The following is a 26,190-nucleotide window of genomic DNA, read 5'->3' as shown; positions in this document are numbered from 1 at the left end:
ATCTAAAAAGGATTTGATCAGAACAGGATGGAATATTTCACTTCACCATTGGAAACCGGAACAAGCAGCTCCTGGCGTCCCTCAATACTTCTGATTTCAGGTTTCATGTTTTTGTCAGCCAACTGGATGTAGTACGATTTGTTATCGACAGCATACAATACGTCCGAAAGCTTTTCGATATTGGAACCGTCCGCCAGTTTGGCTACAAGTCCTTTGGCAGGGTTGTTCACCCGCACGATCCGCTCGAAATACTGGTTGTTTACGATCGAAACATAGTCGGTTACGGTAGAGCCGAATGCCTGGTACTGGAAAGTAGGTATGTTCTGCTCGTCCAATACATAACCTTTCGGGCGGTAACCGCTGCCCGTAGTGTCGGAAGCCCATTTCGTTTTTCCCGTCGCTTTACCCAGCAGCATATCATCGCCCAGCACGGTCACACTTCCGCGCGGACGGGAAGAGCCGTCGCCGCGATCGTGCCACATCGGGGTAGCATCCAGGAATTCGCCGCGCCAAACCTGCAATACGGTTCCTTTGTCCATATCGTAGGTATAATGCAGGTTAGAAGGACTGCCGACAGACACTGCGTGTACAATGCGTTGTCTTTTGGATTTTTCATCCGTTTTGTAATCCATAAAGCTGCGGGTGATCGTATTGGTACCGGCAGTGATCAGGATAGGATCGGTCGCGCCTGCTGGCATTGCCGAGCTTTTGGTATGATAAGCCATTTCGCGGAAACCAGGGCCGGTTACCCAAAGTCCGAGCACCGGACGCATCCAGCCGTCTCTTTTATTATTGAATATCTCGATCGTGTGATCGCCTTCTTTCAGGTTCACCGTTCCAGTGCGGAACTCGTTGTTGTTCTTCCATTGCGCGTCGATCACGAATTTGCCGTCAACTTTCAGATATGAATTTCCGGAAGCCTGCAGTTTGAAGTTATAATCTCCCGCGGTCGGAACATTGTATCTGCCCGTGTACACGTAAGAATAGTTGTTGTTGTCTTTCAGTATCTCCCAGGTCAATGCTTCCGACTTGCCTGTTTCGGCAGGAGTCTGCTTTGAAAGATCTTCGGTTTCAGACAGACCGCCATAGTAGGTTTTGTAGCTCAGATCAGATAGTGTGCCTGGCTTTTTATCAAAATTATTGATCACAATATTCTTGATTGCCAATGAACCATGATCACCCTGGATACGGATCGGGCCCATTGCTACGTCTTCTGCTGTCAGTGAACCGCGGGTAGGGCCGCTCACTTCCACATTTTCGTGGATTGTAACGCCATTCAATACGATCGAAAGGAATACAGCATTGGAAACCTTTTTACCGTTGGCATCAAAACGCGGCGCCTGGTAAGAAATCTTAATATTCTGCCACAGTCCGGGTGCTTTCGCTACATTGAAACGGGGCGCATAACCTTCGTATCCTTTTTCACCTTCCGGCTTGGAATCGTTCCAGCGTTCGTAAATACCACCGCAATCGTTGTATTTAGCGCCTTTTTTACCCCAGCTGTCGAAAAGCTGTACTTCATAATTCCCCTGCAGGTAGATTCCTGAATTAGAACCTTTGGCCAACATGAAATCCATTTCAATATCGAGGTCTCCGTGCTTGAAATTAGAGATCAGCTCAAACTGGTTTCCATACTTCCCTTTTTCATGAATACACGCCAATACCCCTTTGCCGGGAGTCGTGATCAAAACGTTTTCTTTTGAAATGTCAGCGGATGCATTGCCTACGATTTTCCAGTTGCTGGATTTGGTAGTAAATGCACTGAGATTGTCAAGAGGAATAGGTTGCTGGGCATAGGCGGATTGAGTTACAATTATCGCTATGCCGCAAACGATGAATTGTAAAAATGAACATGTGGTTTTAAACATACTTGGGTAAGCTTGGTAGGTTTTTGATTAACATCGGCCGCAGATCGCCGAAATGCGGTGCAAATTACGTGATAAGAATCGGGAAAATTGCATTTAATTAGATGAGAATCGCTAACCTTGCTACTTTTGGTAATCGGTGCACACTTGTGCCTTTTTCAATCAGTTTTATCTGACCAAAACAGTTTTATTTCAAAATGAAAAAATTATTTCTTACCGCGTTCAGCCTGGCTACTGCCTTTGCCGCACACGCGCAATTGCAACCTGCCAAACAAACTCCCGAATCGAGCGAATTGTGGAGCCCGGTACCGCGGGTAGTAACGCCTGGCAAAGCTTCCACCGCGGTTTCAGGATTTACAGCTCCTTCTGATGCGATCGTTCTTTTTGACGGAAAAAACCTGGATGCATGGGTTTCAGGTAAGGACGGTAAGGCAGCGGCTCCCTGGACAATAGCGGACGGCACAATGACCGTAGCTCCTAAATCAGGTGATATTCAAACCAAACAGACCTTTGGCGACTACCAGCTGCACATCGAGTGGAGAACCCCCGCGAAAGTAGATGGCAACGGGCAGGGCCGCGGTAACAGCGGGATCTTTATGCAGGGTATCTACGAATTGCAGGTGCTCGACAGCTATAACAATGCAACCTATTCGAACGGACAGGCGGGTTCTATTTATAAGCAGACAATGCCCCTGGTTAATGCTTCTGTCGGCCCGGGCGAGTGGCAGACTTACGACGTAGTTTACACGGCACCGCATTTCAACAAAGACGGTCAAATGACGATTCCGCCTTATATTACGGTGATCCACAATGGGGTATTGGTTCAAAATCATACGATGATTCAGGGAACCACACCTTATGTTGGCCAGCCTACTATCGAGCCGCACGGAAAAGGGCCGATCAAATTGCAGGACCACAACAATACGACAAGCTTCCGCAATATCTGGATCCGCGAATTGTAAGCGCCCGGCGCCCGGCAGGTCAGGTATAATAATTTTAAAGGCTTAAACGGTTTCCGGATCGTTTAAGCCTTTTTGTTTTTTTATTAAATTGAAATAAATATCCATTAAAGTGCGGTTATGCAGGAGCTTGAACCCTATTACAACTGGGAAAAACATTATGTAGCGAGTCACGACGAGCGGTCTCCGTTTTATGGACGGACCTACAATCTGGATTATTATGAAAATGCGATTTACGGCTACTATATCCACCCGCTTTGGGACGATATCGGCTCGGAGACGCTATATGTAAAGATCATTTTCGCGGATTATATCAAGAAATATGCGATCATCGAAATGTTCGGGGAATGGAATGACGCGCTGCACAATGATATTATGTTCCTGAAGAGGCAGGTGGTCGACCCGCTTGTGAACGAGGGCATTAACCAGTTTATATTAATGGGTGAAAATCTGCTGGATTTCCATGGCGGCGAGGATGATTACTATTCCGAGTGGTTTGATGACATTGAAGACGGCTGGATCGCAGCGGTGAATTTTCGTGAGCATGTGGAGGAGCAATGGAAAAAATTCCGGCTCGACTATTACATCAATTTCGGAGGTACTTTACAAATCGGAAACTGGCGCACATTGCAGCCGGAGCCTTTTTACGAGTTGGTTAAAAAATTGATGATTAGGAGGTTAGAGTGAAGAAAGCGCATTCGTTTTCTTGCAACGTTCGTAACTCCTTTGTAGCTTACCATTTCTGTGTATCAACTATCTTACATTAAACCTATTTCCCATGGCCGAAAATGACAAACCACTTCCGGAAGATGCAGACGAATCGCTGGAAAATAAAACAGAAGAGCTCAAAGCTACAACCGCAGAAGCCAAGGACGAGATCGTGGAGGAGGTATTAGAAATAAAGGATAATGCGAAGGAAACCGTTGCCGATACTGCCAGCGAGCTGGAAGTCAAAGCAGAATCCGCGCTTGCAGACGCGGAAGATACTGCCGACGGTATCAAAACAGAAGTGTACGAAACTGCGGAAGATCTGAAAGCAGAAGCGGAAACAAAGATAGAGGAGTCTAAAGAAGTGATTGCCGAATTGCAGGAAGACGCGACAGATGAAGTGGAAGAGGTGAAGGCAGATGCGGCTGAGCGTGTTGAAGAAGTGAAGGAAGTAGCAGCTGAAAAGAAAGAGGAAGCTAAATCTGCATTCGGAGGTTTGCAAAATGAGGTGGAACTGGGTGTTGCCTCCGCTAAGGAAAAAGCGGGTGATCTTTTTGAAAATATTTCAGAAAAGGCTGCTGATTGGAAAGAGGCTGCCCAGGACAAATACGAAGATCTGAAAGAAGATGCTGCCGGGGCATTTGAAGATGCTAAGGAAATTGCTGCCGAAAAACTGGCTGAGGCGCAGGTGAGAGCCGAGGAGCTAAAAGCCAGGGCAACCGAAGAATTTGAGGAGTTAAAAGAAACTGCTTCCGAAAAGGCGGTTGAAACCAAAGCAAAGGCCAAAGGTTTCTGGGCCAGGTTGTTCGGCGGTTAAAATTAATAGACTTTTTATCTGTTTTTATATTGGTGTCAGCTGAATAATTGTCAACTTATTCGAACACCCTGAAAAAAATAATGGCTGAATAATTCATTTGTTAAATGATTATTCAGCCATTATTTAACGTTTCGCAACGGCCATAAAATGTCCGCGCTTTGAAGAGACTGGTTTACTTTAATATTATTGCTTAACGATCTGGATATTGGCGATCAGCTTAACGTCATCACCAACTACCACGCCGCCCGCTTCTGTCACCGCGCTCCATTCCAATCCAAACTCCTTCCGGTTGATTTTACCGGAAACTTCAAAGCCGGATTTATTATTTCCATAAAAATCTGTCATGTTGCCACCGTACTCAACCGCGAATTCAAACGGTTTTGTGGTTCCCTTTATAGTCAGATCTCCCTTTAATGTATAAGTGTCAGAACCTGCTTTTGCCAGTTTTCCGGTAAAGGAGATTTTAGGGTATTTTGCTGATTCGAAGAAGTCGCCTGATTTGAGATGTTCGTCACGCTGTGCCTGGTTGGTGTCGATGCTGTTTGTATCAGCTGAAAATGAAACTGTTGCGCCGTCGAAATCTTCGTTTTCGGTTTCTACCGATCCCTCGAAAGTTTTGAAAGCTCCTGTCACTGTGGAAATTACCAGGTGCTTTACTTTAAATTGAATTTCTGAATGTGTCGGGTCAATCACCCATGTTGAAGTAGCCATTGCAAGTATCGGTTATGTATGTAATAACATTTAATGTATATACATGTAAATTTAGAGAATGGTTTCCTGGTGTCAAAAAAAATCCCGGATAACTTATCCGGGACTATCAAAAAGCTTTTGGAAAGCCTAATTCGGCATTGCGAAAATGCTCGGATCGATCTTTGGATTTACTTCAAGGGTTTTGATGCGCAAGGCCACTTTGGTACCCGGCATTGCTGAAGTAGTCACTTCGGAAATGAAAGGATAATAGATCCCGTCGACCTGGCGAAAATCAGACTGTACGTTTTCAGATTCTACATCCTGTCCGTTCACGTTGGTTTTTGCGATGATTTTGAGAATATAAAAAGTGTCTTTCGAAATGTAGTTAACTCTTTTGACACCGTTTTTCAAGGTCATCGTCACCTTGTAAACTTTGGCTCCGGCCAGATCTTCTTCGCCATCGAGTGCCAGCTGATATCCTTTTTGTTTGTAATTATAAAGACCGGTGAGGTCGGTTTCCGACGCCATTGACTTTACCGCTTCTTCGGGAAGCGCAGTGGCTTTGGTCTGCCCGGTCATCGGGTTGATAGACCAGCCGGTATTGCCATTGATCGCTTGCACGATTGTCGCCCCCTGCACAGTAGTCTCGCTTCTGAAACCCTGGTTTTGGACGATGGTTGTATTAATCGGTACCTGCATATTCATCACATCCATTTCGGCAGTGATTTTCATGCTTTGCAGTTTAGACAATTTATCTTCCCCGCCCATCGCCTTGATATGTTTCGCAACAATCTCATCTACGTTCTGCGCCTGAATTGGCTGAAAAATACCCGCTAAAACCAGGAATATGCTTAAATAGGTTCTTTTTGTCATCTTGGATAAGGTTAATTTTTGTCGATCGTGTAATTTAATAGTCAAGCTGTAAAGGCAGCCAGTTCGATTCAAATATAGCAACAAAAAAACGAGCGAACTGATATGTCCGCTCGTTTTGAATATGTTCAGTGTTCTGATTCTTAGTTTTTCAACGCCTCGGCTCCGCCCACAATTTCAAGGATTTCCTTCGTAATTGCGGCCTGACGGGTGCGGTTGTAAACCAGCCTCAAATCTTTCAAAAGCTCCTGCGCATTTTCAGTTGCCTTATCCATTGCCGTCATCCTCGCGCCTTGTTCAGATGCATTGGATTCAAGTACAGCTCTGTACAATTGTATTTTCAGAGATTTTGGAATTAACTCGGTCAAAATTTCTTCCTCCGACGGTTCGAAAATATAGTTAACCTCGGATTTCTTAGTATTAACTGATTTGTTTTCAGTCGGGATCGGCAAGTACCGGTCTGCGTGAATGATCTGCGTTGCTACGTTTTTAAATTCGTTATACACCAGGTCCACCGCGTCATAGCGACCGTCCGTGAAAGCTTTCATGATTTCCTCAGCGGCAAGCTTCACATTAACAAAGCTCAACCTCCCGAAAAGATCAGTATATCCTATATTGACAAGCATTCCCCGGCGGGTGAGTGACTCAGCTCCTTTTTTACCAATTGCAAAAATCTCAACATTCCCCTTACGAGCCTGTTCAGCGTATTTCTGGTCAATTAGTGCCAAAGTGGCTTTGATAATATTCGTATTGAAAGCACCGCACAAGCCGCGATCGGAAGTGATCACAACGATGAGCACTTTTGCTACCGGGCGCACTGCTTTCAATGGACTGTCTCCGGAAGTTTCCGCTCCGGCAGAAACAGTTGCAAGCATTTCACTCAACTTTTGGGCGTAGGGGCGCATTTGCATAATACCGTCCTGAGCCCTGCGCAATTTCGCGGCAGCAACCATTTTCATTGCCTTAGTGATCTGCTGCGTAGAGTTTACCGAAACGATTCGGCTACGTACTTCTTTTAAGCTTGCCATTAGTTGGAAGTTTAAAACATATCCGGTGCAGGCACCGGTGGATATATATTAGGAGAGGAGCCAGACGAAACATCTGACTCCTTATTTTTATTATTGGTATTTAACAGCTACTTCTTTGGCCACTTTTTCGATCACATCGGTAACGCTGTTGTCCAGCTTACCGGCACGCAATGCAGCAAGTGCCTCTTTGTATTGACTGCTCAGAACTGTCAGGAAGTCTTTTTCAAATTCCTTAACACGGTTTACATCTACTTTGTCAAGCAAACCTTTTGTGGAAGCATACACAGTAGCAACCTGCTGTTCAACAGGAACCGGTGCGTATTGAGGTTGTTTCAATACTTCCTGGTTACGACGGCCACGATCAATTGCCAGTTTGGTAGCTGCATCCAGATCAGAGCCGAATTTTGCAAAAGCTTCCAATTCGCGGAATTGTGCCTGATCCAGTTTAAGTGTACCGGATACTTTCTTCATGGATTTGATCTGCGCATTACCACCCACTCGTGATACCGAGATACCTACGTTGATCGCGGGGCGGATACCAGAGTTGAACAGGTTGGATTCAAGGAAGATCTGTCCGTCGGTAATAGAAATTACGTTCGTAGGAATATATGCAGAAACGTCACCAGCCTGTGTTTCGATAATCGGAAGCGCAGTAAGTGAACCACCACCTTTTACGATATCCTTCAAGGAAGGAGGAAGGTCGTTCATGTTCTTAGCAATGCTATCGTCAGCAATTACCTTGGCAGCACGCTCCAATAGACGACTGTGAAGATAGAATACGTCACCTGGATAAGCTTCACGGCCCGGAGGACGACGAAGAAGCAGAGAAACCTCACGATAAGCAACTGCCTGTTTTGAAAGGTCATCATAGATAACCAATGCAGGACGACCAGTATCGCGGAAATATTCTCCGATCGCAGCACCTGTAAATGGCGCGTAAAATTGCATTGGAGAAGGGTCAGAAGCACCGGCAGCTACGATTACAGTGTAGTCCATTGCACCGTACTTGCGAAGAGTCGCCTCGATTCCCTTGATAGTCGACGCTTTTTGGCCGCAGGCTACATAAATACAGAAAACCGGCTCGCCTTTGTCGTAATATTCTTTCTGGTTGATGATTGTATCGATCGCCACCGCTGTTTTACCAGTCTGACGGTCACCGATGATCAACTCACGCTGACCGCGGCCGATGGGGATCATCGCATCAATCGCTTTGATACCTGTCTGAAGAGGTTCAGTTACCGGCTGGCGGTAAATAACACCAGGAGCTTTACGCTCGATAGGCATTTCGTAAACGTCCCCCAGAATAGGGCCGTTCCCGTCAATGGGTTCAGCGAGGGTGTTGACAACGCGTCCGATGATACCGTCTCCTACTTTTACGGAGGCAATTTCTTTCGTACGCTTCACTGTCGCACCTTCCTTAATGTCACTGAAATCTCCAAGCAAAACGGCTCCGACATTGTCTTCTTCCAGGTTAAGAGCCAAGGCTTTGAGGCCTGTCTCGAAAACAAGCAGCTCACCTGCCTGAACCTGGGAGAGTCCGTAAATGCGGGCAACACCGTCACCAACCTGAAGAACTGTTCCTACTTCTTCGAGCTCTGCTTCTGATCTGGCGCCTGCGAGTTGTTCGCGCAGGATAGCCGAAACTTCATCCGGTCTAACAGATACCATAGTATAATTGACTTATTTAGAGTATAGTAGTAAGTTTTTGAAAACTGCCGCAAAGGTAGTGTTTAATTTTGGTAAAAACAGAATGTTTGGAACAGTATAATTGTGAATAAATGCAGCTGAATAAATTAGATTATTCCAAGTGAACCGCTCTTGCCGGCCTGTGCAACGTTGTTTACCGTTTATCAGTCCTTAGTAACATTTTTAAAACTTTTTTAGGTACTATTTGTGTTTTTGTTGTAATTGAATTCGTTAATGTCACTTAATATCTTGAAAATAATATTTTATCGTCCATCAATCAGTATAATGTACAAATTAGAAAAAACCATTTTGGCAGCGTTGGTACTAGGATTTTTTGTAACAGCGGAAAGCAATGCACAGACTATCAAGAAAACAACCAAGCCGGCCGCCCCGGCGAAGAAGGCCCCGGCCGCAACGACAAAAGCAGTTGCGACCCCATTAGTACTCAAAAATCAAATGGATTCTTTATCAGCCGCGATCGGAGTAAGTTTCTCAGGCTCACTGGCGGCCCAGGGTGTGGAAAATATTAATACAGAAGTGCTGACAAAAACAATCAATGCGGCGCTGAAAGGTGGGAAAACGGCATTCACGGCAGATGAAGCCAATGCATTCATAGGTAGTTATTTTCAAAAGATAATGGAAGAGAAAGGAGCAGTTGTCCGGAAGGAAGGCGAGAAGTTTTTAGAAGAAAATAAGAAGAGAACCGGCGTTACGACTACTGAAAGTGGTTTGCAGTACGAAGTTATCAAAGCCGGTGAAGGTCCTAAGCCCGCTGCAACGGACAAGGTGAAGACGCATTATCACGGGACATTGACCAATGGAACGATTTTTGACAGTTCGGTTGACCGCGGAGAGCCGGTAGAGTTTCCGGTAAATGGTGTGATCAAAGGATGGACAGAAGCTCTTCAATTAATGCCGGTAGGTTCGAAATGGAAATTGTTCATTCCTTACGACCTTGCTTATGGCGAACGCGCCGCAGGACCTCAGATACCCGCTTATTCTGCTTTGGTATTCGAGGTTGAATTATTGGAAATTGTTAAATAGGAAAACATTCAACAATGAGAAAGTACTTAATCACTCTTATTCCGGTTGTGTTGCTCGGATGGCAACGGGGCCCTGTTCAGGATCATGCGACGACAGTGCCTGCTGTTGGTACCTCTATGGAGGACGATATCAAGCCAATCCCTGCTCAATACAAAGCGGAGGAGCTGACGACACGTATTTTGTCTAGTTACCATTATAGAAAAACCAAATTAAACGATTCATTGTCAGTGGCCATCTTTGATAAATATATCGATGGGATAGACCACGGCAAGCTGTATTACCTGGCTGAGGATCTTAAGAATTTTGAACAATACAAAAATTCTTTCGACGATTATCTCCAAAAACGCGAACTGGATGTGCCTTTTCAAATTTATAATGTGTTCAGAAAGCGTTATAAAGAGAGAAGTGACTATATCCAAAACTTGCTGGGCCAGCCAAAACCGTTCGATTTCAACACGGACGAGTCCATGGATACAGACAGAGAAAAAGCTGCCTGGGCAAAGAACACCGATGAATTGAACGATACCTGGCGTAAGTACCTGAAAAGTGAGGCACTTGACCTTAAACTTTCCGGGAAGGCAGATACAGCAGTAATCACCACACTTCGCGACCGGTATAAAAATCGCGACCGTGCATTAGGCCGTATTCGTACGGAGCAGGTATTTCAAATGTTTATGAATGCTTACGCGGAATCAATGGATCCGCATACCAGCTACATGGCCCCAACTTCCGCAGATCGTTTCAAACAGGAAATGAGCCAGTCACTGGAAGGGATTGGCGCGTTGCTTCGTGAGGAAGATAATTATATCAAGATCGTAGAAGTTATCCCTGGCGGCCCTGCTTTCAAAGGAAAGCAACTTAAAAAGGAAGACAAGATTGTTGCGGTTGCACAAGGTGATGAAGGCAAAATGGTCGATATCGTAGGTTGGTTTGTCGACGATGCAGTGAAATTGATCAAAGGACCAAAATCCACAGTAGTTCGTCTTCAGGTAATTTCCGCAGACGCTTTGCCGGGCTCTGTTCCAAAAGAATATCGTTTGGTGCGTGAAAAGATCAAATTGGAAGAGCAGCGGGCCAAAAGCGAGATCGTCTCTATTAACAATGCAAATAAAAATTTCAAAATCGGTGTAATCGATATTCCATTGTTTTACCGCGATTTCGAAGGTGCCCAGCACAAGGAAAAAGAGTTTTCGAGCACGACCCGGGATGTGCAGAAGTTGATTACAGAATTGCAGGCCTCCAATGTGGATGGTATTGTGATTGATCTGCGTAATAACGGCGGAGGATCGTTAACTGAGGCTGTTTCATTGACAGGTTTGTTTATCAATAGGGGACCGGTTGTACAGGTCAAAGAAGGTCAGGGCGAAATAGAGGTCCAGTCTGACAATGATCCTGCAATTGCATATGACGGACCGATGGCAGTGATGGTCAACAGATTTAGTGCTTCTGCATCCGAGATCTTTGCAGCCGCTATTCAGGATTACAAGCGCGGTATAATTGTCGGCGAGCAAACTTACGGGAAAGGTACCGTGCAAACGCTGATTGATCTGAACCAGTGGGTTCCTAAAGAAACCGATCAGCTTGGACAGGTAAAACTAACCGTTGCGAAATTTTACCGCATCAACGGAAGCAGCACCCAGCTAAAAGGCGTTATGCCGGATCTGGAATTGCCTACTGCCTTCAAAGAAAATGAATACGGTGAAGGGTCGCAGCCAAGTGCATTACCCTGGGATCAGATCCCATCTTCGCGATATGATCTTTCGAATAATATTAATCCGAAGGTAATCGACCAGCTTCGTGACAAGTATAAGCAGCGGTTAAAGTCTGACGACGAGCTGAAAACGCTGGCGAAAACATTGGAAGAATTTAAAGCTGCCCGCGAAAATAAAATAGTTTCTTTACAGGAATCCAAAAGAAAGGTCGAGAGGGATGAGGCTGAGAAGAAAAGGGCTGCAATGAAACAACTGGGGGAAGATACCACAGATGGGGAAGAGGACGAGGATGCTGATCCAAAAGCAGTTGAGGCACCGAAAGAGGCCAAAAAGAAAAAGGACATTTACCTGACGGAAACCGGCAGAATGCTGGCTGATCTGATTGTAATATCCAAGGAGCCAAGTTTCGCAGGGACTAAAAAGAAACAATAAGATTATATAGTCTGCCCTTCATCATTGCTTACATGCGGGGCTGGCAGGTCATCCGTAGCAGCAAACCACACGCTGGTTAACTCTCTTCGAGCATCCAAAAAGATAATGGCTGAATAATTCATTTTGCGAATGATTATTCAGCCATTTTTTTGTGGAACGGCGAATGACGGTCAGGTATCATTTGTTAAAGAAATACCTGCGGTTACAACGAATATGCGTGAATTTCAATCTAGCAGATATTCCAATTCACCTTATTCAGCCTATACCATGAAAATCTCCAAGCCAGTTCTTCAGGCCGTAGCGATCGCAGTCGCACTGAGCACAATTACTGCCTGTGCCGACAGTGACATCAAGCCGGAAAAAGAGAAAAAAACCAATACCAAAACAATGGGTTCCTGCCCGGCTTGCGGAATGGGCTGATCCGTTTAGTACTGATTTATGTCCCGGATCTTTTCTGCAATTGCGTGTAACCTGGATGTACATATCCTGCAAGCTGCCTTTCCGTTATTTGAAATGGAAATGGTGGAGGCGATCGAGTGGTCGTTTGACTCACTGTTTAAAGTCGGTACAATACCTGACTGGTTTATAGAACTGGTGAAAGAGTTCAGCGACCACAATCGCCTGATTGGCCATGGTGTCTATTTCTCGCTCTTTTCGGGGAAATGGTCGCAGGATCAGCAGAACTGGCTGGATCAGCTCCGCAAATTGTCCGGTGAATTCCGTTTCGATCATGTCTCAGAGCATTTCGGATTCATGACCGGCGCAGATTTTCACAAAGGCGCGCCGCTTGGTATTCCCTTTAATCAATCGACGCTCGCGATCGGGCAAGACCGACTGGCGCGGATCCAGGATGCCTGTAATTGTCCGGTAGGCCTGGAAAATTTGGCATTCTCTTATTCCTACGAGGAGGTCAGGCGGCATGGGGACTTTCTCAATCAATTAGTAGAAAGTGTCAACGGTTTCATTATCCTCGACCTGCACAATTTGTACTGCCAGTGCCACAATTTCAATATCCACTTTGAACAAATGCTTTCCTGCTATCCTTTGGAACGCGTCCGGGAAATCCATATTTCGGGCGGCAGCTGGGACAACGGAACGGCGAATAGGCCCGTAAGAAGGGATACCCATGACGAAGCAGTTCCGGAGGTGGTTTTTAAATATCTTGAAAAAGCATTACTTCAATGCCCGAACCTGAAATTTGTAGTGATGGAGCAGCTGGGTACTGCACTGGATTCAGGAGAGAAACAATATCTTTTTCAACAGGATTTTCTTCAAATGAGTCATATTGTGAAGTCTTTTGAAGAGAATTTTCCGCCTGTTCCAGTCAATTCGTTTCTTCCGCCTGCTACATTTCCGCTCCATAGCAAACCGGTAGAGGATCTTTTACTTGCAAAGCAGCAAATGCAATTGTCTGCCATTTTAGAGAATGCATCTAACCTCGATCACGCTCGTGGTATGCTGAATGCTTCTGATCTAAAAAACAGCGACTGGCATATTGATCAGTGGCAGCCGCACATGCTGAAAACGGCAATGGACATCGCCCGGAAATGGAAAGACGGATTTTAGGAATGCGTTTCCTATATTCATGGCACAATTTTGTAGCCTGATCACAGCAGAAGCTTAGGCTTTTCGTTTTTCAACCAAAACACCTTCTGATGTCACAATCCACATTTTCACTTCCTTACAAGCATCCATTTACACCGGACCCAAAATTTAAAAAGTCAGTAGCCTATTTTTCCATGGAATTCGCCGTCGACCAGGCGTTGAAAATCTATTCCGGCGGACTCGGTTTCCTGGCAGGCTCGCATATGCGCAGTGTGTATGCATTGAAACAAAACCTGATCGGTGTCGGAATGTTGTGGAAATACGGGTATTATGACCAGGGACGAAAAAAAGACGGAAGTATGCAACCGGAATTCCGGGAGAAGATGTATTCGTTTTTGAAAGATACTACGATCCGGTTTCAGCTCCCGATTCTGGGGAAACAAGTTTGGGTAGCTGCCTATTACCTCGATCCGGAAGTATTTAAATCGGCTCCGCTTTTCCTGCTCACAACCGATACGGATGGAAATGACGAAACTACCAGGGCGATCAGTTATTCGCTATACGATGCGGATGTGACCTATAAAGTGGCGCAGTGCATGGTTTTGGGAATGGGCGGCGCAAAGCTTTTGGAAGCGCTTGGATATGAACCCGAAGTGTATCATTTCAACGAGGCGCACGCAGTTTCGGCTATATTCAGTTTGTATAAAAAATATAAAAAAGTAGCCGACGTGAAAAAGCGGGTGGTATTCACGACACACACACCGGAAGAGGCCGGCAATGAAAAACATGAGATACATTTCCTGGAAAAGTTGGGTTTTTTCTCAGGACTGGATCTTGAAACCGTTCGTAAGATCAGCGGCGTAAAGGATAATATCTTCAATCATTCACTGGCCGCGTTAAGCTTGAGCCGAAAAGCGAATGGTGTTTCCAAACTGCACGGCGAAGTCTCCCGTGAAATGTGGAAAGCGCATCCGAAGATTGCGCCGATTGATCACATCACCAATGCGCAAAACAATACCTATTGGGTTGATAAAGAGCTGGAAGAGGCACGTCTTACTAAAGACACCGACCGGATAGCAGCCCGTAAAAAGGAATTAAAAACTGTTCTCTTTAAAACGGTAGCGGATCAGTGCGGGAAAATATTTGACCCAAATGTGCTTACGATCGTGTGGGCGAGGCGTTTTGCGGCTTACAAAAGGCCTGACATGCTGGTCTGGGACCTGCAACGGTTTACACGTATGATGCAAAATACCGGGCAGCCGGTACAGGTGATCTGGGCAGGGAAGCCTTACCCGAAAGACGAAGGCGCTGTAAATACATTCAATCATTTATTTTACCTCAGTCACCTTTTTCCTAATATGGCGGTGCTGACGGGCTATGAACTGGCATTGTCCAAACTGTTGAAAGATGGTTCCGATGTTTGGTTAAATAATCCCGTCGTAACCCGCGAAGCTTCCGGCACAAGCGGGATGACGGCCGCTATGAATGCTTCCCTGAACCTGTCTACATTTGACGGCTGGATCTGCGAATTTTCGAAAGACGGTGAAAATTCATTTTTGCTGCCCGTCGCGAAGGGAGAGGATATCAACAAACAGGATTGCGACAACCTGATGGAGAAGCTGGAACGCGAGGTAATACCCACCTACTACAACGGCCAGGATAAATGGCGGCAAATGGTATTAAACAGTATGAACGATGTCAGCGTCGAATTCAACTCAGATAGAATGGCGCGGGAGTATTATGAAAAGTTGTACTAGCCGTCGATTTACTTGGGCAGCTGGCTGTTGCAAAAAGGAATTAAGGGTAAAGTGTTTGATTCTTCGGCCGGATTTACTTTACCAAACAGTGCAGTGCGATCACCTGATTTCTCTTGGATCAGGCTGGAAAAGTGGGCAGCTCTACCAGGCAATGATAAAGAAAAATTCGCGCATATTTGCCCGGATTTCGTGATCGAAGTGCGATCCAAATCAGACAGCGTGAAATTTCTCAAAAACAAAATGCAGGAGTATGTGGAAAATGGTTGTGAGCTGAGTTGGTTGATCGACCGGTTTAATCAGAAGGTTTACATCTATCAGCCCGACCTGCCTGTAATAGAACATCACCACTTTGATTTCCAGCTTTCCGGTGAGCCTTTATTTCCCGGTTTTGAAATCAATCTGCATGAGATTGAAAACTCCTGATTATGATTAACCTATTTGCCTCGCTACAAGCTCAATCCCTTCCTGAAATGAATGAGGCTCGTAACCCAGGATTGTTCTTGCTTTGGTAAGATCAAATCCGGTGCGTGGCGGGCGACGGGCTGGTTGGGTGAATGCTGAGGCATCGGTTGGCGATATCAGGGATTGATCGAGATTAAAGTGCCGAGCGGCCATAACCGCCATGTCGTATGGAGTCAGAAAGTCTTTTCCCGAAATGTGAAATATCCCTTCTGCTTCTTTTAAAGCGATCAAGTAGCAGCCAGTCGCCAGATCTTCCGCAAGCGTAGGAGTGCGGTACTGGTCCGTTACAACTTTAATCAGTTTCCCCTCTTCCAGCGATTTTTTGACCCAAAGGATGATATTACTGCGGCTCATATCGTGCGCTATGCCATATACGAGCACTGTCCGGGTAATCGCAAACCTGATGTCCGAGCTTATTATTGCCTTCTCCGCTGCATACTTGCTCCATCCGTAGAAGCTGATCGGATTGGGTACATCTTCTTCAACATAAGGCCCTGATTTCCCGTCAAATACAAAGTCAGTCGAAAGGTGTTGCAAAAAGACGTCGTGCTTTCTGCACACTTCGATCAGGATTCCTACCGCAGTTACATTAAGCCGCCAGCAGGCTTCCTTTTCCAATTCGCATTGATCCACATTCGTCATCGCCGCAGTATGGATGATCACATCCGGCCGAATTTCCGCGACTACTTCCTCCACCTTCCTCGCATCGGTAACGTCCATTTCAACATAGTGGTAGCCCTCGTGAAATGGCAGGCGGTTATCACCCTTGGCCGAAGCGAAAGCAAGTATAGCCGCCTCTGTGACCAGCAGTTCGATCAATTTCTGGCCCAAAAGTCCGTTTGAGCCGGTGATGAGTATCTTTTTCTGTTTCAAAGATCTGCTAAGCTTCGTATTTCCAGCCGTATTTCTTGGTGATCTTTTTCTTTTTCATGCTTTTGACCGAAACTTTCATAGAGACATCTTTTTCCGGGCGGTCTCGCTCGTTCTTTTCAATGGAGGCAATTTTGTCGATTACCTCCATTCCATCGATAAGTTGACCAAAAACGGTATAGGAGCCGTCCAGATGTGGTGTACCACCTACGGTTTCGTAAACTTTTCGTTGTGCATCCGTCAATTTTCTCGCAGCGCGGGCAGCCTGTTTATCCAGGTCAGTTTTGCTCCATTTCCGGCCTTCGACTATATAAAACTGACATCCGCTCGATTCTTTCGCAGGATTGTTATCTCTGGCAGCAGCGAGTGCGCCTTTCTGATGGTATAATTTTGGATTGAATTCTGCCGGAATTTTATAACCGTTATCGCCTTTTCCCAGATTGTCTTCAGGTTTGGCATTCCTGGATTCCGGATCTCCTCCCTGGATCATGAAATCATCGATCACCCGGTGAAAAAGCAACCCGTCGTAGAAATTATCTTTCGTAAGTTTTAAAAAGTTTTCCTTATGCTTCGGGGTCTCATCAAATAAGACAAATCGCATGGTCCCCTCGCTGGTTGTAATGGTTATTACCTCGTCTTTTTTTGATTTTTTTTGAGCAGAAACATGAAGAGACAAAAGGCATAGCAATGCCAGGATAATCGAACGGTTGGTTTTCATAATACTAATTTGCGGCCAATACATTTTTGTTTGTCGGGAAAAACTGGAATTTCAGACCATAATCCTTGCCTTCGGAAACGTCTTCCATATTCACCCGCACAGATTTGTTATTCCAGATTGTTTTCTTTGATTCCTCTTTCGGAGCGCCATAATTCTCGCTGAAATAATGATGTCCGGCTTTCCAAAGCTGCTTTGTTGCTCCGGGACTGTTTAAATATACGTCTACAGTAATTTTGTTGACTTTTTTATCGGTCCCAAAAAAATACTGCACGTCGATCGTTTCAAGCTGGGCGGTTTCCTGTGTGTAACCCAGGTGGTCGGGTGCTTCTTCGAACATTTCAAAAGTTTCCGCCGCCTTGACTTTATTTACCGGATCGCCAAAAGATACGCCCCGCAGGACAGTTTCTCCGGGTGCTTCGGAAGTACCTAATATCGTTTCGAGCAGGGCAGACTGGTCGCTGTTCAGGTCAGCCGGGGCAGGTTGCTCTATTACAGCCGAATCAGGCGTTTGTTCCGTTTTTTCATTCGTTTTAGTATCACAAGCTCCTATTGCAAGTGTAACGAGTATTGCGCCGGCCCAGATTTTACAACTTTTCATGAGAGTAGACTTTTTGTTCATCCAGTTAGGTTTTATGTGCGGTAAAATAGTCATGCCTTTGCAGGGCATTTCTTCGTGTTAATGCAAATTAACTATAAATCCGGTTTTAGAAAATCCGTTTAAAACTCTCTTGAAACGTTGAAAAAGAATCTTTTCTCTCCCTGTGCATTCAATGTGAAATTAAATCTTGTCACAATATTATAAAAAGTGACGAGGTCGAGTCCTGCTCCGGCACCATAGAGCATCGAATTGCCCAGTTTCGTATTGCTAAACTCGGGGTAACTGTTTTTAACGTAGCCTGCGTCGGCAAACGTGTTGATATACAAGGCCAGCGGTATTGTGTTGAACTGGCGGATTGGAATAAATGAAAAATGCTTTTGAATTGAAAAGAGCCGGTATTTGAACTCGTTTTTAAGCAAAGCGTAATCTTGTCCATCCACAACATATAGCTCATATCCGCGCACCAGGTCGTTCCTGTAACCCAGCCCGATCGTTTGCAGATAAGGTTGTCGCTTAGGAAATGAAAGCCTGCCTCTGAACCCGGTATTGAAAAAGAACTTCTTGCCAAGGGGGACAAATTTGCGGAAGGAACCATAGACATAAAGTGTATTAACGTCATCGGTAGGGAGTAAGCCGAGCTTGGAGACCTGAAAACCGAAGGTCTGTCCTTGCAGTGCATATTGTACATGATCCCTTTTGTCATAGCTGAATGAATAGGTAAGTTGCAGGAATTGCTGCTTCTTTTTGCCATCCAGCATATAGTTTGGATTAAGTATTGCAATCGTGTCGGAGATCCGGGTATGGCTCCATCTCAGGTCCAGTGAGTGGAAAGTATAGTATTTGTTTCGGCGGGTCAGGCTCACATAGCTGTAAAAACGCTGCCTGTTCACTTCTTCGCTATTGAGATATTGGAGCTTGTCGCGCCAGGTTCGGAATGCGGTCGTTTTATTAATAGAGTAGGAGGAACCGATTGTGATACCGGTTTTTTGCGCTTTATCCAGATAGGGTAACGAATAGGCAATCTCAAATTTGGGGATAAAGCCGAACTCTGCCAGAAAACGCAATTTATCTGCCCTTCCTGTTACATTACCATAGCTCAGGTAAGCGCCATAGGTAGTTCTTGAAAGATCCCGTTTTCGCTCGTACCACCATTCATTGAAATTCCTGTCGGCCAGCTGGAAGACGGGGAGTGCAATGAGGTACCACCTTTCTTTCACCACTATACGGACATCCGTATGAACAGAGTCGGCATTCGGCTGCGTCAGCATTTCAACGGTGATAAAAAGGTTGGTATTCACAACCTTCCTTCTGTCAATTTCCAGCTTTTCCTTTAAAAGCACAATGGATAGCGTATCGCCGCTCCGGATGTCGATCTCGCGGAGAATAATGCTACTGCGCGTTTTGTGGTTGCCTTCTACTTTGATTTCGCCTATAACGACATTGTCTGTGCTGTCAGAAGCAACAGTCTGAGAATGAGTGTGTCCGGTAATGGTCAGAAACAAAAACAAAAAATATAATCCTCTATAATACATTCTTCACAACCTGGTTTCCATAACCGAAACGAATCTTTGCCTGAATATGGTGAAAATTTTATTAAAGGTTGTTAGGCGAATGTTTGGAGGTGGAAAGGAGGATACGAAAAGACCTCCAAAAAACAATCTGTGCAGAATAGTCCATTCCTTCGCAACGCCAGTATTCTTGGCATACCTAACAAGCCAAGCCATGTCACTTTCCCGGGTGGAAATTTTGATAGAGAAGCTCATAAGCAACAAACTTTCCGGGGAAGAACTGTCCGAGCTTCTGGCAGGTATCACAAGCGAGGAGCAGCAACGGGAATATTCCGAGGTTCTGGAGGCCTACTTCAATCAGCTTCTGAAAGAGGAGCAAAAACAAGAAAAATGAATCTGTAACTAATCTGAACTATGTTTTTAACAACTACCTATTTAATACTATGAAACCGAAAGCGACTTTAAAAATGGCAGCACGATGTTTGCTCGCTTTGCTCTTCTTTTCAGGATCGGATATTCCTGCGTTTGCAATTGGGCCGGAAAAGGCCGCTGAGCGTAAGAAAACAGCAGTTGCAGTTGACAGGATCAAGGGTAAAGTTACCTCGGCAGTCGACGGGGTTGCGGTACCGGGAGTGAATGTTTTGGTTAAAGGTACCCAAACAGGAACAACCACGGATGCGTCTGGAACTTACACAATCGATGCCGACGGCGATAATGTTGTGCTTGTTTTTTCTTACATCGGGTTCAACACGGTTGAAGTGCCCGTAAATGGCAAAAGCGTTGTCGACGTGGTGCTGGAAGAAAATGTGGCCACGCTGCAGGAAGCTGTCGTGACGGCGCTGGGTATTAAAAGAGAAACCAAGTCACTCGGTTATAATGTAGGTAAGGTGGAAGGGAAAGATGTTGCAAACGTGGCCAACGAAAACGTTCTTACCTCACTTTCTGGAAGGGTTTCCGGTGTCTCGATCAACCAGACGAGTGGTGTAGGCTCATCTATCAGTATCATCATCCGTGGTGCGGCTTCGCTGAAAAACAACCAGCCGCTATTTGTAGTCGACGGTGTGCCGCTGGCAAACAGCCTGGCGAATGTCAGTGAAAAAGGAAGTGGTAACAAAGTGGATTATGGAAATGCGATTTCGGATATCAACCCTGACGATATCGAAAGCATGTCAGTTTTGAAAGGACCCAGTGCGGCTGCATTGTACGGGTCGCGCGCGGGTAATGGGGTGATTCTAATTACCACTAAATCAGGCAAAAAAGGAAAGGGGTTGGGTGTTTCTTTCTCTACTTCAAACGTTTTCGAAAAGCCTTACCGCTTCCTGGATTTTCACTACAAATATGCAAATGGGGAAAGACCATTTGAGCTAGACGAATCCTCTGCTTACTGGGGCGGACCAGCGCTCGACGTAGGAAATAAAGAAGCGCAATGGAACAGCCCGCTGGATGAAAACGGTAACCCGATCCCCACCGAGCTGCGTTCTTACAAAAACAATATGAAGAACTTCCTGCAAACCGGGATTACTTCAACCAATAACCTGACCGTTTCAGGCTCTACGGATAAGTCGACGTACCGGGTCTCATATAACAATATGAGCAATCGCGGCCTGATTCCGAACTCGGATCTTTACCGTAATTCGCTATCACTGGCCGGAACGTTCGATATGCATAAAAATTTGAAACTGAGCACGAACCTTAATTTCGTCAGATCAAATTCAAACAGTCGCCCGCAGACTTCCGAGCGCGACGGTAACCCGCTGCAAGCTGTGTATTATTCGGCGAGCTACGATATTAACGATTTGAAAGGTGTATGGAAGCCGGGGTTGGAGGAAATTGAGCAGCTTACCGTCGCAAAAGGTGAAACAGACAACCCATATTTTCTGGCCAAGCATTTGACAAACGCGTATACACGTGACCGTTTGTACGGAAATATTAAGTTAGACTGGACGATCGCTCCTGGCCTGACTGCATTTGCGCGCTACTCCATGGATATGTACGATGAAGACCGCGAGACCAAAATTCCGTGGAGCTACAAAAGTATGGCCAAAGGAGGTTATTATCTTGAAAATGTGGGCCGTAATGAAAGCAATGCAGATTTTCTTATTACAAAGAATATCAAAGCAAGTGATTTCGATATCAATATTTCTGCGGGTGGTAACATCATGCAGCAAAAGGGAAACAGCTCTAATCTGGGCGGAAGAGACCTTTCGGTACCAGGCCTTTACAATATTTCCAATATTCCCGTCAGTAACCGGATAGTTGGTAACGGAAGTTACAAGAAAGCGATTTACAGCTTGTATGCACTTGCTTCGGTAGGTTTCAAAAACCAGCTCTATCTCGATCTGACCGCACGTAACGACTGGTCGAGTACGCTGCCGGAATCCAATCGTTCTTATTTTTATCCCTCGGCGTCGCTGAGCTGGCTGGCGAGCACGACATTTAATATGCCTTCGGCCATTTCGCTATTAAAGCTGAGAGGCGGCTGGGCGCAGGTAGGTAATGATACTGATCCTTATCAGCTCTACCCGAACCTGGGCACCGGAAGCTGGGGTAACCTGGTGACCGCAAACCTGGGAGAAACCCTGTTGAACCCAACCCTGCTGCCTGAAATAGCTACCTCGACAGAAGGAGGTGTTGATCTGAATATGTTTAACAACCGGTTGAGATTTGACATTACCTACTACGACCGCGCAAACACCAACCAGATTTTCAGTGTACCGATGGCACCGTCAACCGGTTATGCAATGAAAAACATCAACGCCGGAAAGCTTGTCAGCCGTGGCTGGGAAGTTGGTCTTGGCGGTACGCCAATCAGTAATGCGAACGGGTGGACGCTGGATATAAACGCCAATTTTAGTCGTAACCGGGTTACTGTAAAGGAACTTGCGCCTAACTTTCCGTATTTCGAACAATGGGGTGAAAACGGTGCCGGAGCCTATACTTATGTAGGAGAGCAGATCGGTAACATTTACAGCCGCGGCTTCGCAACGGTGACTGATAAAAATTCACCTTACTACCGCTGGCCGATCATTGCTTATGATGAAGAGGGTAAAGGTGATATGGACTGGCAGACTATTGGCGGCAGAGAAACTAACGTGAAGGTAGGTAACTACAATCCCGACTTCCTCTTGGGTGCACAAATGAATCTTTCTTATAAAAGATTCTCACTGGGCCTGAGTTTTGACTGGCGCCAGGGTGGTGAGTTTATGTCATTTACCTACCGTTACGGAGAGTCTGACTGGAAATCACAACGCCAGATTGATAATCTGATTCCGGGAGGCCTGTATACTCCTGACGAGCTGGTTGCATTGCTGAAATCTGACCCGGAGAAATATATCATTCCTCAGAATGGGAACTTCCCAAGAGTAGGAGGCCACACGACGGCTACGGGTGGTTTTGGAGAAGATGGTGACGGTGCGTTCATTCCAGGTGTGTGGCAGGATAGCAAAGGTGAGTACCACGAGTGGCTGGGTGGTGCCGGTACCAAGTACCTGCCGATCACTGCCGTGTATCCATGGAGCTTCAATCAGCAGGTTACCTTTGATGCTTCATTCGTAAAGCTGCGTGAAATCACCCTGACCTATAAAATACCTACGATCGGTGCGATCCGGAATGCGAGTGTGTCACTTTACACCAGAAATATCATGCTGTGGAATGCTGCTAAAATCGGTATTGACCCTGAAAGAGCGTTCTGGGCGGATCCGGGCAGAGGTGGTTTCCGTCAGGGAATCGAAAGACAAAACGTAATGCCGTGGACTATTCCATTCGGGTTTAAGTTGAATTTCGATTTTTAATCTGAACAAACTTTTTTGCTCATTCTTTAATGATAAGACAATGAAGATTTTAAAATATATACCCAAAATCGTTTTCATTTTCGCAATCCTGGCGGTCACTTCCTGTAAGGAAAACCTCACGGAAATTAATGAAAACCCAAATGGAGTGGATCCGAACAGCTCGAATCCCAACCTGCTGATGCCCACAGTAATGGCGGGTGTCGGTAACCAATATCTGAGGCTGGGTTATGGCCGGATCGCAGGCGTGATCCAGCACACCCAGGAAGATGCCTGGAAAGATGGTTTTAACGACTATAACTGGAATGAAGAAGATGATGAATGGAAATCCTGGTATGGTTTCCTGCGCAATAACAACCTGCTCCACAAGCGGTCCGTTGAAACAAATTCTAAATTTCACGAGGGGGTTGCATTAACTATGCGTGCATTTATTTTTGGGACTATCACTGATTTGTGGGGCGACGCGCCATATACCAACGCATTGAAAGGTGATGAAGGTGAACTGTTACCTGCTTTCGATAGCCAGGAAGTGATCTATAAAGGAATAATCGAAGACCTGAAAGCAGCCTCAGCCATTTTCGCTACCGGCGACAATGCGGGTTATGCAACAGGGTATGATGTATATTTTGCGGGAAACACCCAGAAGTGGCAGAAGTTTGCGAATTCGTTGCTGCTGCGTTACTACATGCGGATTTCTTCTAAGCTGCCTGATATTGCCAAATCCGGAATAGAGGCCGTGCATACTTCGGGAATTTATATGAAAGATGCCGCCGATGACGCAGTGATGGATTATATCGGCGCTGCTTCCGGTGACTCCTGGCCCACTGCGGTTGCATTCGATGTAAGCCAGTCCAACTGGAGAAGGAGAAGGCCGGCCGCTACGCTGATGGATAACCTGCTCGCAAACGGCGACCCCCGCCTGAAAGTTTGGTTTCAGCCAGTCCACGTGAGATGGGTTTCTGACGCGACATTAAAAACCGGAGTGGACGAGTTTATCCGCAAAGACGGCGTGATACAGAATGGAGTGAAATCGCTCACCGAGCAGGAACTGCGGGCGGCGATCGCGGCAGGACATAAGTTTACCCGCCACTTCAACCCGACACTTTACAAACCCTCGCATCCCGACATGTTCAAAGGCCCACTCAATGCCAATGAATATGTAGGTGTGCCTCCGAGCATGCTTGACCCGACCTATTTCAATGAAAACCCAACAACGGGACAGCAGGTGCAAAATCAGCATGCATCCCAGCTTAGTTATACTTATCAGGGAAATAAAGACGGGATTTTGAAAGCAAGACTTGCTTCTGCTGCCGAAACCTCGTTTATCCTTGCGGAAGCTGCGCAGAAAGGCTGGGCTGCCGGAAGTGCAGAAATGCATTATAACAACGCGATCAAGCAGTCGCTCACCACATGGGGAATTGCAGACCAGTACGACACTTTTATCAAAAAAGTGGCCTATAAAGGCACCCAGGCGCAGATTCTTGAACAAAAATGGGTTGCTAGCTGGACCATGTCGACGGAGGCGTGGTTTGATTACAGAAGAACAGGGCTACCTGCCCTGGTCGCTGGCGTTGCGCCAAGTTCCCGTGCGTTACCATTGCGTTTTATTTACAGTAATAACGAATTGAACAACAATGGCGCAAGTGTAAGAAGCGCTATTGATAAGCTGGAAGAAACGAGCTTCTCAGGTGTGCGGAAGAAAAACAGCCAGTGGTCGAAACCTTGGCTGGTGCAGGGAACCGGGAAACCATGGTAATTGAAATTGTTTGAGGTGAATAGAATCAAACCGGGGCTGTCTGTACCGACAGTTCCGGTTTTTTTAATGATTGTACCTGGAATTTAAACTCGAATACCGGATGATGAAGCATTTATTGATTACCATCTGCCTGCTCCTAAGTTTAGTACCGACGGTATCTGGCCAAAAGTTCAGGGCCGGGGCGGCCGTGCGGGTCATTACGCCGGATCCGTTGTTGCCCGTATCAGGTGGAATTGGTACACCAAAAAAAGCAACTCAGAAAAATGGTGAGCTGTACGCCAGGGCAATGGTGCTGGAAAAGGGAAATACCCGAATTGCAATCGTCAGTGTCGACAATTTGGGTTGGCCTGCCGCACTCGGGAACAAGTCGCGAAAATTGGTCAAAGGGATACCTCCGGAGAATATTCTGATCGGCGCTACGCATACCCATAGCGGGCCGGATGCTTATGGTTTTCCCAATGAAAAAGGCGAATCATTCGCGGATCTTGCCTACCTCGACCGTTGTGTAAAACTCATCGCCGAGGCCGTTAACGAAGCAGTTGAGAATCTGGAAGACGCTTCGTTGAAGATTGCGGTAGCTGACGCAAAAGGTAAAATCGCTTATAATTATTACGCAGAACAGCTATACGACCCACGTTGCGGCGTGATTCAGGCGATTGCGAATTCAGGATCACGAAAAGGAGGGGCGATTGCGACGCTTATTAATTACGCGATTCATCCGGAAGTGATTGGATCGGGCAGAGGCATTCTCAGTCCTGATCTTTGCGGGCCTTTGTATGACCGGATCGAGACGCAGGCCGGCGGAGTGGCGATTTTTATGAATGGGGCGCAGGGAGGAATGGTCACGGCGGATAACAGACGTGAAAACGGGAAAGAAGCAAACGATTGGGAGGAATGTAAAAGAATTGGCGGGTTACTTGCAGATGAAGCCCTGCGTATCGTCAACATTGCACCGGTACAGATTAATCCCGATCTCTATTGCAAAGCTCAAAAAGTTGAATTTCCGGTAGATGCGGAAATCATGCGGTATATCCTTCAAAAGTCACCTATCAAAAATGAGATGTCGGCTGAAAACAGGGTTGCAACCCAGTTGAACCTGCTTAATGTAGGAACTGCTCAGATACTCACTGTACCCGGTGAGGCATTGCCTAATATCGGCTACTATGTGAAGCGGCATATGCACACCAAACAGCCTTTCCTTTTTGGATTAACTAATGATGCGTTTGGCTATATGCTGACGAAGGTGGATTTCAACAGTTTTAAAAGATATGAATACATCAGCCGAACTAGTCTCGGTGAAATGACGGGGGAAATATATATGGAGCACGCGCTGAAACTAATTAACGAAAGTCCCAAACCCGCAAATCAAAACTGACA

The 26,190-nt window shown here is 45.9% G+C and carries 22 protein-coding genes; 13 read left to right on the top strand and 9 right to left on the bottom strand.

All coding sequences use genetic code 11. From position 1 onward, the window contains the following. Positions 1-17: 17 nt before the first annotated feature. The gene (locus FXO21_RS07095) at positions 18-1,868 is read right to left on the bottom strand and encodes a family 16 glycoside hydrolase (RefSeq protein ID WP_149639441.1); all 1,851 of its coding nucleotides are present in this window, start codon (positions 1,866-1,868) and stop codon (positions 18-20) included. Positions 1,869-2,062: 194 nt separating this feature from the next. Here FXO21_RS07095 and FXO21_RS07090 point away from each other — a divergent pair, with 194 nt between their 5' ends. The 3 genes from FXO21_RS07090 (at position 2,063) to FXO21_RS07080 (ending at position 4,349) form a co-directional block, all read left to right on the top strand. Then, the gene (locus FXO21_RS07090; protein ID WP_149639440.1) at positions 2,063-2,827 is read left to right on the top strand and encodes a 3-keto-disaccharide hydrolase; all 765 of its coding nucleotides are present in this window, start codon (positions 2,063-2,065) and stop codon (positions 2,825-2,827) included. A gap of 117 nt (positions 2,828-2,944) precedes the next feature. Further along, positions 2,945-3,511, top strand: coding sequence for a hypothetical protein (locus tag FXO21_RS07085; protein ID WP_149639439.1), 567 nt, complete (start codon positions 2,945-2,947; stop codon positions 3,509-3,511). Between the two features lie 91 nt (positions 3,512-3,602). Further along, positions 3,603-4,349: a hypothetical protein gene (locus FXO21_RS07080; protein ID WP_149639438.1), complete on the top strand. Its 747-nt coding sequence runs from the start codon at positions 3,603-3,605 to the stop codon at positions 4,347-4,349. Positions 4,350-4,532: 183 nt separating this feature from the next. Here the strand turns inward: FXO21_RS07080 and FXO21_RS07075 are convergent, their stop codons facing one another. The 4 genes from FXO21_RS07075 to atpA form a co-directional block, all read right to left on the bottom strand. Then, positions 4,533-5,060 carry a YceI family protein gene (locus FXO21_RS07075; protein ID WP_149639437.1) on the bottom strand — a complete coding sequence of 176 codons (528 nt, stop codon included), beginning with the start codon at positions 5,058-5,060 and terminating at the stop codon, positions 4,533-4,535. A 126-nt stretch (positions 5,061-5,186) separates the two neighbouring features. After that, positions 5,187-5,912 (bottom strand): outer membrane lipoprotein-sorting protein, encoded by a 726-nt coding sequence (locus FXO21_RS07070; protein ID WP_149639436.1) that lies wholly within the window; start codon positions 5,910-5,912, stop codon positions 5,187-5,189. A gap of 140 nt (positions 5,913-6,052) precedes the next feature. Next, positions 6,053-6,937, bottom strand: coding sequence for an ATP synthase F1 subunit gamma (atpG, locus tag FXO21_RS07065; RefSeq protein ID WP_149639435.1), 885 nt, complete (start codon positions 6,935-6,937; stop codon positions 6,053-6,055). 90 nt (positions 6,938-7,027) lie between these two features. After that, complete coding sequence (atpA, locus tag FXO21_RS07060; protein WP_149639434.1) at positions 7,028-8,605, bottom strand: F0F1 ATP synthase subunit alpha; 1,578 nt, start codon at positions 8,603-8,605, stop codon at positions 7,028-7,030. Between the two features lie 303 nt (positions 8,606-8,908). Here atpA and FXO21_RS07055 point away from each other — a divergent pair, with 303 nt between their 5' ends. The 6 genes from FXO21_RS07055 to FXO21_RS07035 all read left to right on the top strand — a co-directional run bounded on the left by FXO21_RS07055 (position 8,909) and on the right by FXO21_RS07035 (position 15,536). Beyond that, a complete protein-coding gene (locus tag FXO21_RS07055; RefSeq protein ID WP_149639433.1) occupies positions 8,909-9,667 on the top strand; it encodes an FKBP-type peptidyl-prolyl cis-trans isomerase in 759 nt (252 codons plus the stop codon). 14 nt (positions 9,668-9,681) lie between these two features. Continuing rightward, positions 9,682-11,811: a carboxy terminal-processing peptidase gene (locus tag FXO21_RS07050; protein ID WP_149639432.1), complete on the top strand. Its 2,130-nt coding sequence runs from the start codon at positions 9,682-9,684 to the stop codon at positions 11,809-11,811. Between the two features lie 267 nt (positions 11,812-12,078). After that, positions 12,079-12,231, top strand: coding sequence for a chryseobasin-related MNIO class RiPP peptide (locus FXO21_RS28715; RefSeq protein WP_192579176.1), 153 nt, complete (start codon positions 12,079-12,081; stop codon positions 12,229-12,231). A gap of 18 nt (positions 12,232-12,249) precedes the next feature. Next, positions 12,250-13,377, top strand: a complete 1,128-nt coding sequence (locus tag FXO21_RS07045; protein WP_149639431.1) for a multinuclear nonheme iron-dependent oxidase — start codon at positions 12,250-12,252, stop codon at positions 13,375-13,377. Between the two features lie 89 nt (positions 13,378-13,466). Continuing rightward, positions 13,467-15,113 carry an alpha-glucan family phosphorylase gene (gene glgP / locus FXO21_RS07040; RefSeq protein ID WP_149639430.1) on the top strand — a complete coding sequence of 549 codons (1,647 nt, stop codon included), beginning with the start codon at positions 13,467-13,469 and terminating at the stop codon, positions 15,111-15,113. Positions 15,114-15,125: 12 nt separating this feature from the next. Then, positions 15,126-15,536: a Uma2 family endonuclease gene (locus tag FXO21_RS07035; RefSeq protein WP_225865605.1), complete on the top strand. Its 411-nt coding sequence runs from the start codon at positions 15,126-15,128 to the stop codon at positions 15,534-15,536. A gap of 6 nt (positions 15,537-15,542) precedes the next feature. Here FXO21_RS07035 and FXO21_RS07030 read toward each other — a convergent pair whose 3' ends face one another. The 4 genes from FXO21_RS07030 to FXO21_RS07015 form a co-directional block, all read right to left on the bottom strand. Continuing rightward, entirely contained in the window at positions 15,543-16,448 is a 906-nt protein-coding gene (locus tag FXO21_RS07030; protein WP_149639428.1) for an SDR family oxidoreductase, read from the bottom strand. Positions 16,449-16,455: 7 nt separating this feature from the next. Then, positions 16,456-17,163 carry a peptidylprolyl isomerase gene (locus tag FXO21_RS07025; RefSeq protein WP_149639427.1) on the bottom strand — a complete coding sequence of 236 codons (708 nt, stop codon included), beginning with the start codon at positions 17,161-17,163 and terminating at the stop codon, positions 16,456-16,458. Positions 17,164-17,167: 4 nt separating this feature from the next. Continuing rightward, complete coding sequence (locus FXO21_RS07020) at positions 17,168-17,761, bottom strand: hypothetical protein (protein WP_149639426.1); 594 nt, start codon at positions 17,759-17,761, stop codon at positions 17,168-17,170. Between the two features lie 119 nt (positions 17,762-17,880). Further along, positions 17,881-19,293, bottom strand: coding sequence for a BamA/TamA family outer membrane protein (locus tag FXO21_RS07015; RefSeq protein ID WP_149639425.1), 1,413 nt, complete (start codon positions 19,291-19,293; stop codon positions 17,881-17,883). A gap of 46 nt (positions 19,294-19,339) precedes the next feature. On the opposite strand from FXO21_RS07015, the gene FXO21_RS28940 reads away from it, so the two are divergent. The 4 genes from FXO21_RS28940 to FXO21_RS06995 all read left to right on the top strand — a co-directional run bounded on the left by FXO21_RS28940 (position 19,340) and on the right by FXO21_RS06995 (position 26,188). Next, the gene (locus FXO21_RS28940; protein WP_225865604.1) at positions 19,340-19,663 is read left to right on the top strand and encodes a hypothetical protein; all 324 of its coding nucleotides are present in this window, start codon (positions 19,340-19,342) and stop codon (positions 19,661-19,663) included. Between the two features lie 73 nt (positions 19,664-19,736). Next, positions 19,737-23,060, top strand: a complete 3,324-nt coding sequence (locus FXO21_RS07005) for a SusC/RagA family TonB-linked outer membrane protein (protein ID WP_225865603.1) — start codon at positions 19,737-19,739, stop codon at positions 23,058-23,060. 40 nt (positions 23,061-23,100) lie between these two features. After that, positions 23,101-24,813, top strand: a complete 1,713-nt coding sequence (locus FXO21_RS07000; RefSeq protein WP_149639423.1) for a SusD/RagB family nutrient-binding outer membrane lipoprotein — start codon at positions 23,101-23,103, stop codon at positions 24,811-24,813. Positions 24,814-24,913: 100 nt separating this feature from the next. Continuing rightward, a complete protein-coding gene (locus tag FXO21_RS06995) occupies positions 24,914-26,188 on the top strand; it encodes a hypothetical protein (protein ID WP_409014747.1) in 1,275 nt (424 codons plus the stop codon). The last annotated feature ends 2 nt before the right edge of the window (positions 26,189-26,190 follow it).

Source organism: Dyadobacter sp. UC 10 (assembly GCF_008369915.1).
Taxonomy (GTDB): Bacteria; Bacteroidota; Bacteroidia; order Cytophagales; family Spirosomataceae; genus Dyadobacter.
Note: the sequence above shows the minus strand (reverse complement) of the source record. Positions and strands in the feature narration are given on the sequence as shown.

Excerpts from the sequence above, each read along its gene's own strand:
- FXO21_RS07095 (WP_149639441.1), bottom strand. The coding sequence starts at position 1,868 with ATGTTTAAAACCACATGTTCATTTTTACAATTCATCGTTTGCGGCATA.
- FXO21_RS07090 (WP_149639440.1), top strand. The coding sequence starts at position 2,063 with ATGAAAAAATTATTTCTTACCGCGTTCAGCCTGGCTACTGCCTTTGCC.
- FXO21_RS07085 (WP_149639439.1), top strand. The coding sequence starts at position 2,945 with ATGCAGGAGCTTGAACCCTATTACAACTGGGAAAAACATTATGTAGCG.
- FXO21_RS07080 (WP_149639438.1), top strand. The coding sequence starts at position 3,603 with ATGGCCGAAAATGACAAACCACTTCCGGAAGATGCAGACGAATCGCTG.
- FXO21_RS07075 (WP_149639437.1), bottom strand. The coding sequence starts at position 5,060 with ATGGCTACTTCAACATGGGTGATTGACCCGACACATTCAGAAATTCAA.
- FXO21_RS07070 (WP_149639436.1), bottom strand. The coding sequence starts at position 5,912 with ATGACAAAAAGAACCTATTTAAGCATATTCCTGGTTTTAGCGGGTATT.
- atpG (WP_149639435.1), bottom strand. The coding sequence starts at position 6,937 with ATGGCAAGCTTAAAAGAAGTACGTAGCCGAATCGTTTCGGTAAACTCT.
- atpA (WP_149639434.1), bottom strand. The coding sequence starts at position 8,605 with ATGGTATCTGTTAGACCGGATGAAGTTTCGGCTATCCTGCGCGAACAA.
- FXO21_RS07055 (WP_149639433.1), top strand. The coding sequence starts at position 8,909 with ATGTACAAATTAGAAAAAACCATTTTGGCAGCGTTGGTACTAGGATTT.
- FXO21_RS07050 (WP_149639432.1), top strand. The coding sequence starts at position 9,682 with ATGAGAAAGTACTTAATCACTCTTATTCCGGTTGTGTTGCTCGGATGG.
- FXO21_RS28715 (WP_192579176.1), top strand. The coding sequence starts at position 12,079 with ATGAAAATCTCCAAGCCAGTTCTTCAGGCCGTAGCGATCGCAGTCGCA.
- FXO21_RS07045 (WP_149639431.1), top strand. The coding sequence starts at position 12,250 with ATGTCCCGGATCTTTTCTGCAATTGCGTGTAACCTGGATGTACATATC.
- glgP (WP_149639430.1), top strand. The coding sequence starts at position 13,467 with ATGTCACAATCCACATTTTCACTTCCTTACAAGCATCCATTTACACCG.
- FXO21_RS07025 (WP_149639427.1), bottom strand. The coding sequence starts at position 17,163 with ATGAAAACCAACCGTTCGATTATCCTGGCATTGCTATGCCTTTTGTCT.
- FXO21_RS07020 (WP_149639426.1), bottom strand. The coding sequence starts at position 17,761 with ATGAAAAGTTGTAAAATCTGGGCCGGCGCAATACTCGTTACACTTGCA.
- FXO21_RS07015 (WP_149639425.1), bottom strand. The coding sequence starts at position 19,293 with ATGTATTATAGAGGATTATATTTTTTGTTTTTGTTTCTGACCATTACC.
- FXO21_RS28940 (WP_225865604.1), top strand. The coding sequence starts at position 19,340 with ATGGTGAAAATTTTATTAAAGGTTGTTAGGCGAATGTTTGGAGGTGGA.
- FXO21_RS07005 (WP_225865603.1), top strand. The coding sequence starts at position 19,737 with ATGGCAGCACGATGTTTGCTCGCTTTGCTCTTCTTTTCAGGATCGGAT.
- FXO21_RS07000 (WP_149639423.1), top strand. The coding sequence starts at position 23,101 with ATGAAGATTTTAAAATATATACCCAAAATCGTTTTCATTTTCGCAATC.
- FXO21_RS06995 (WP_409014747.1), top strand. The coding sequence starts at position 24,914 with ATGATGAAGCATTTATTGATTACCATCTGCCTGCTCCTAAGTTTAGTA.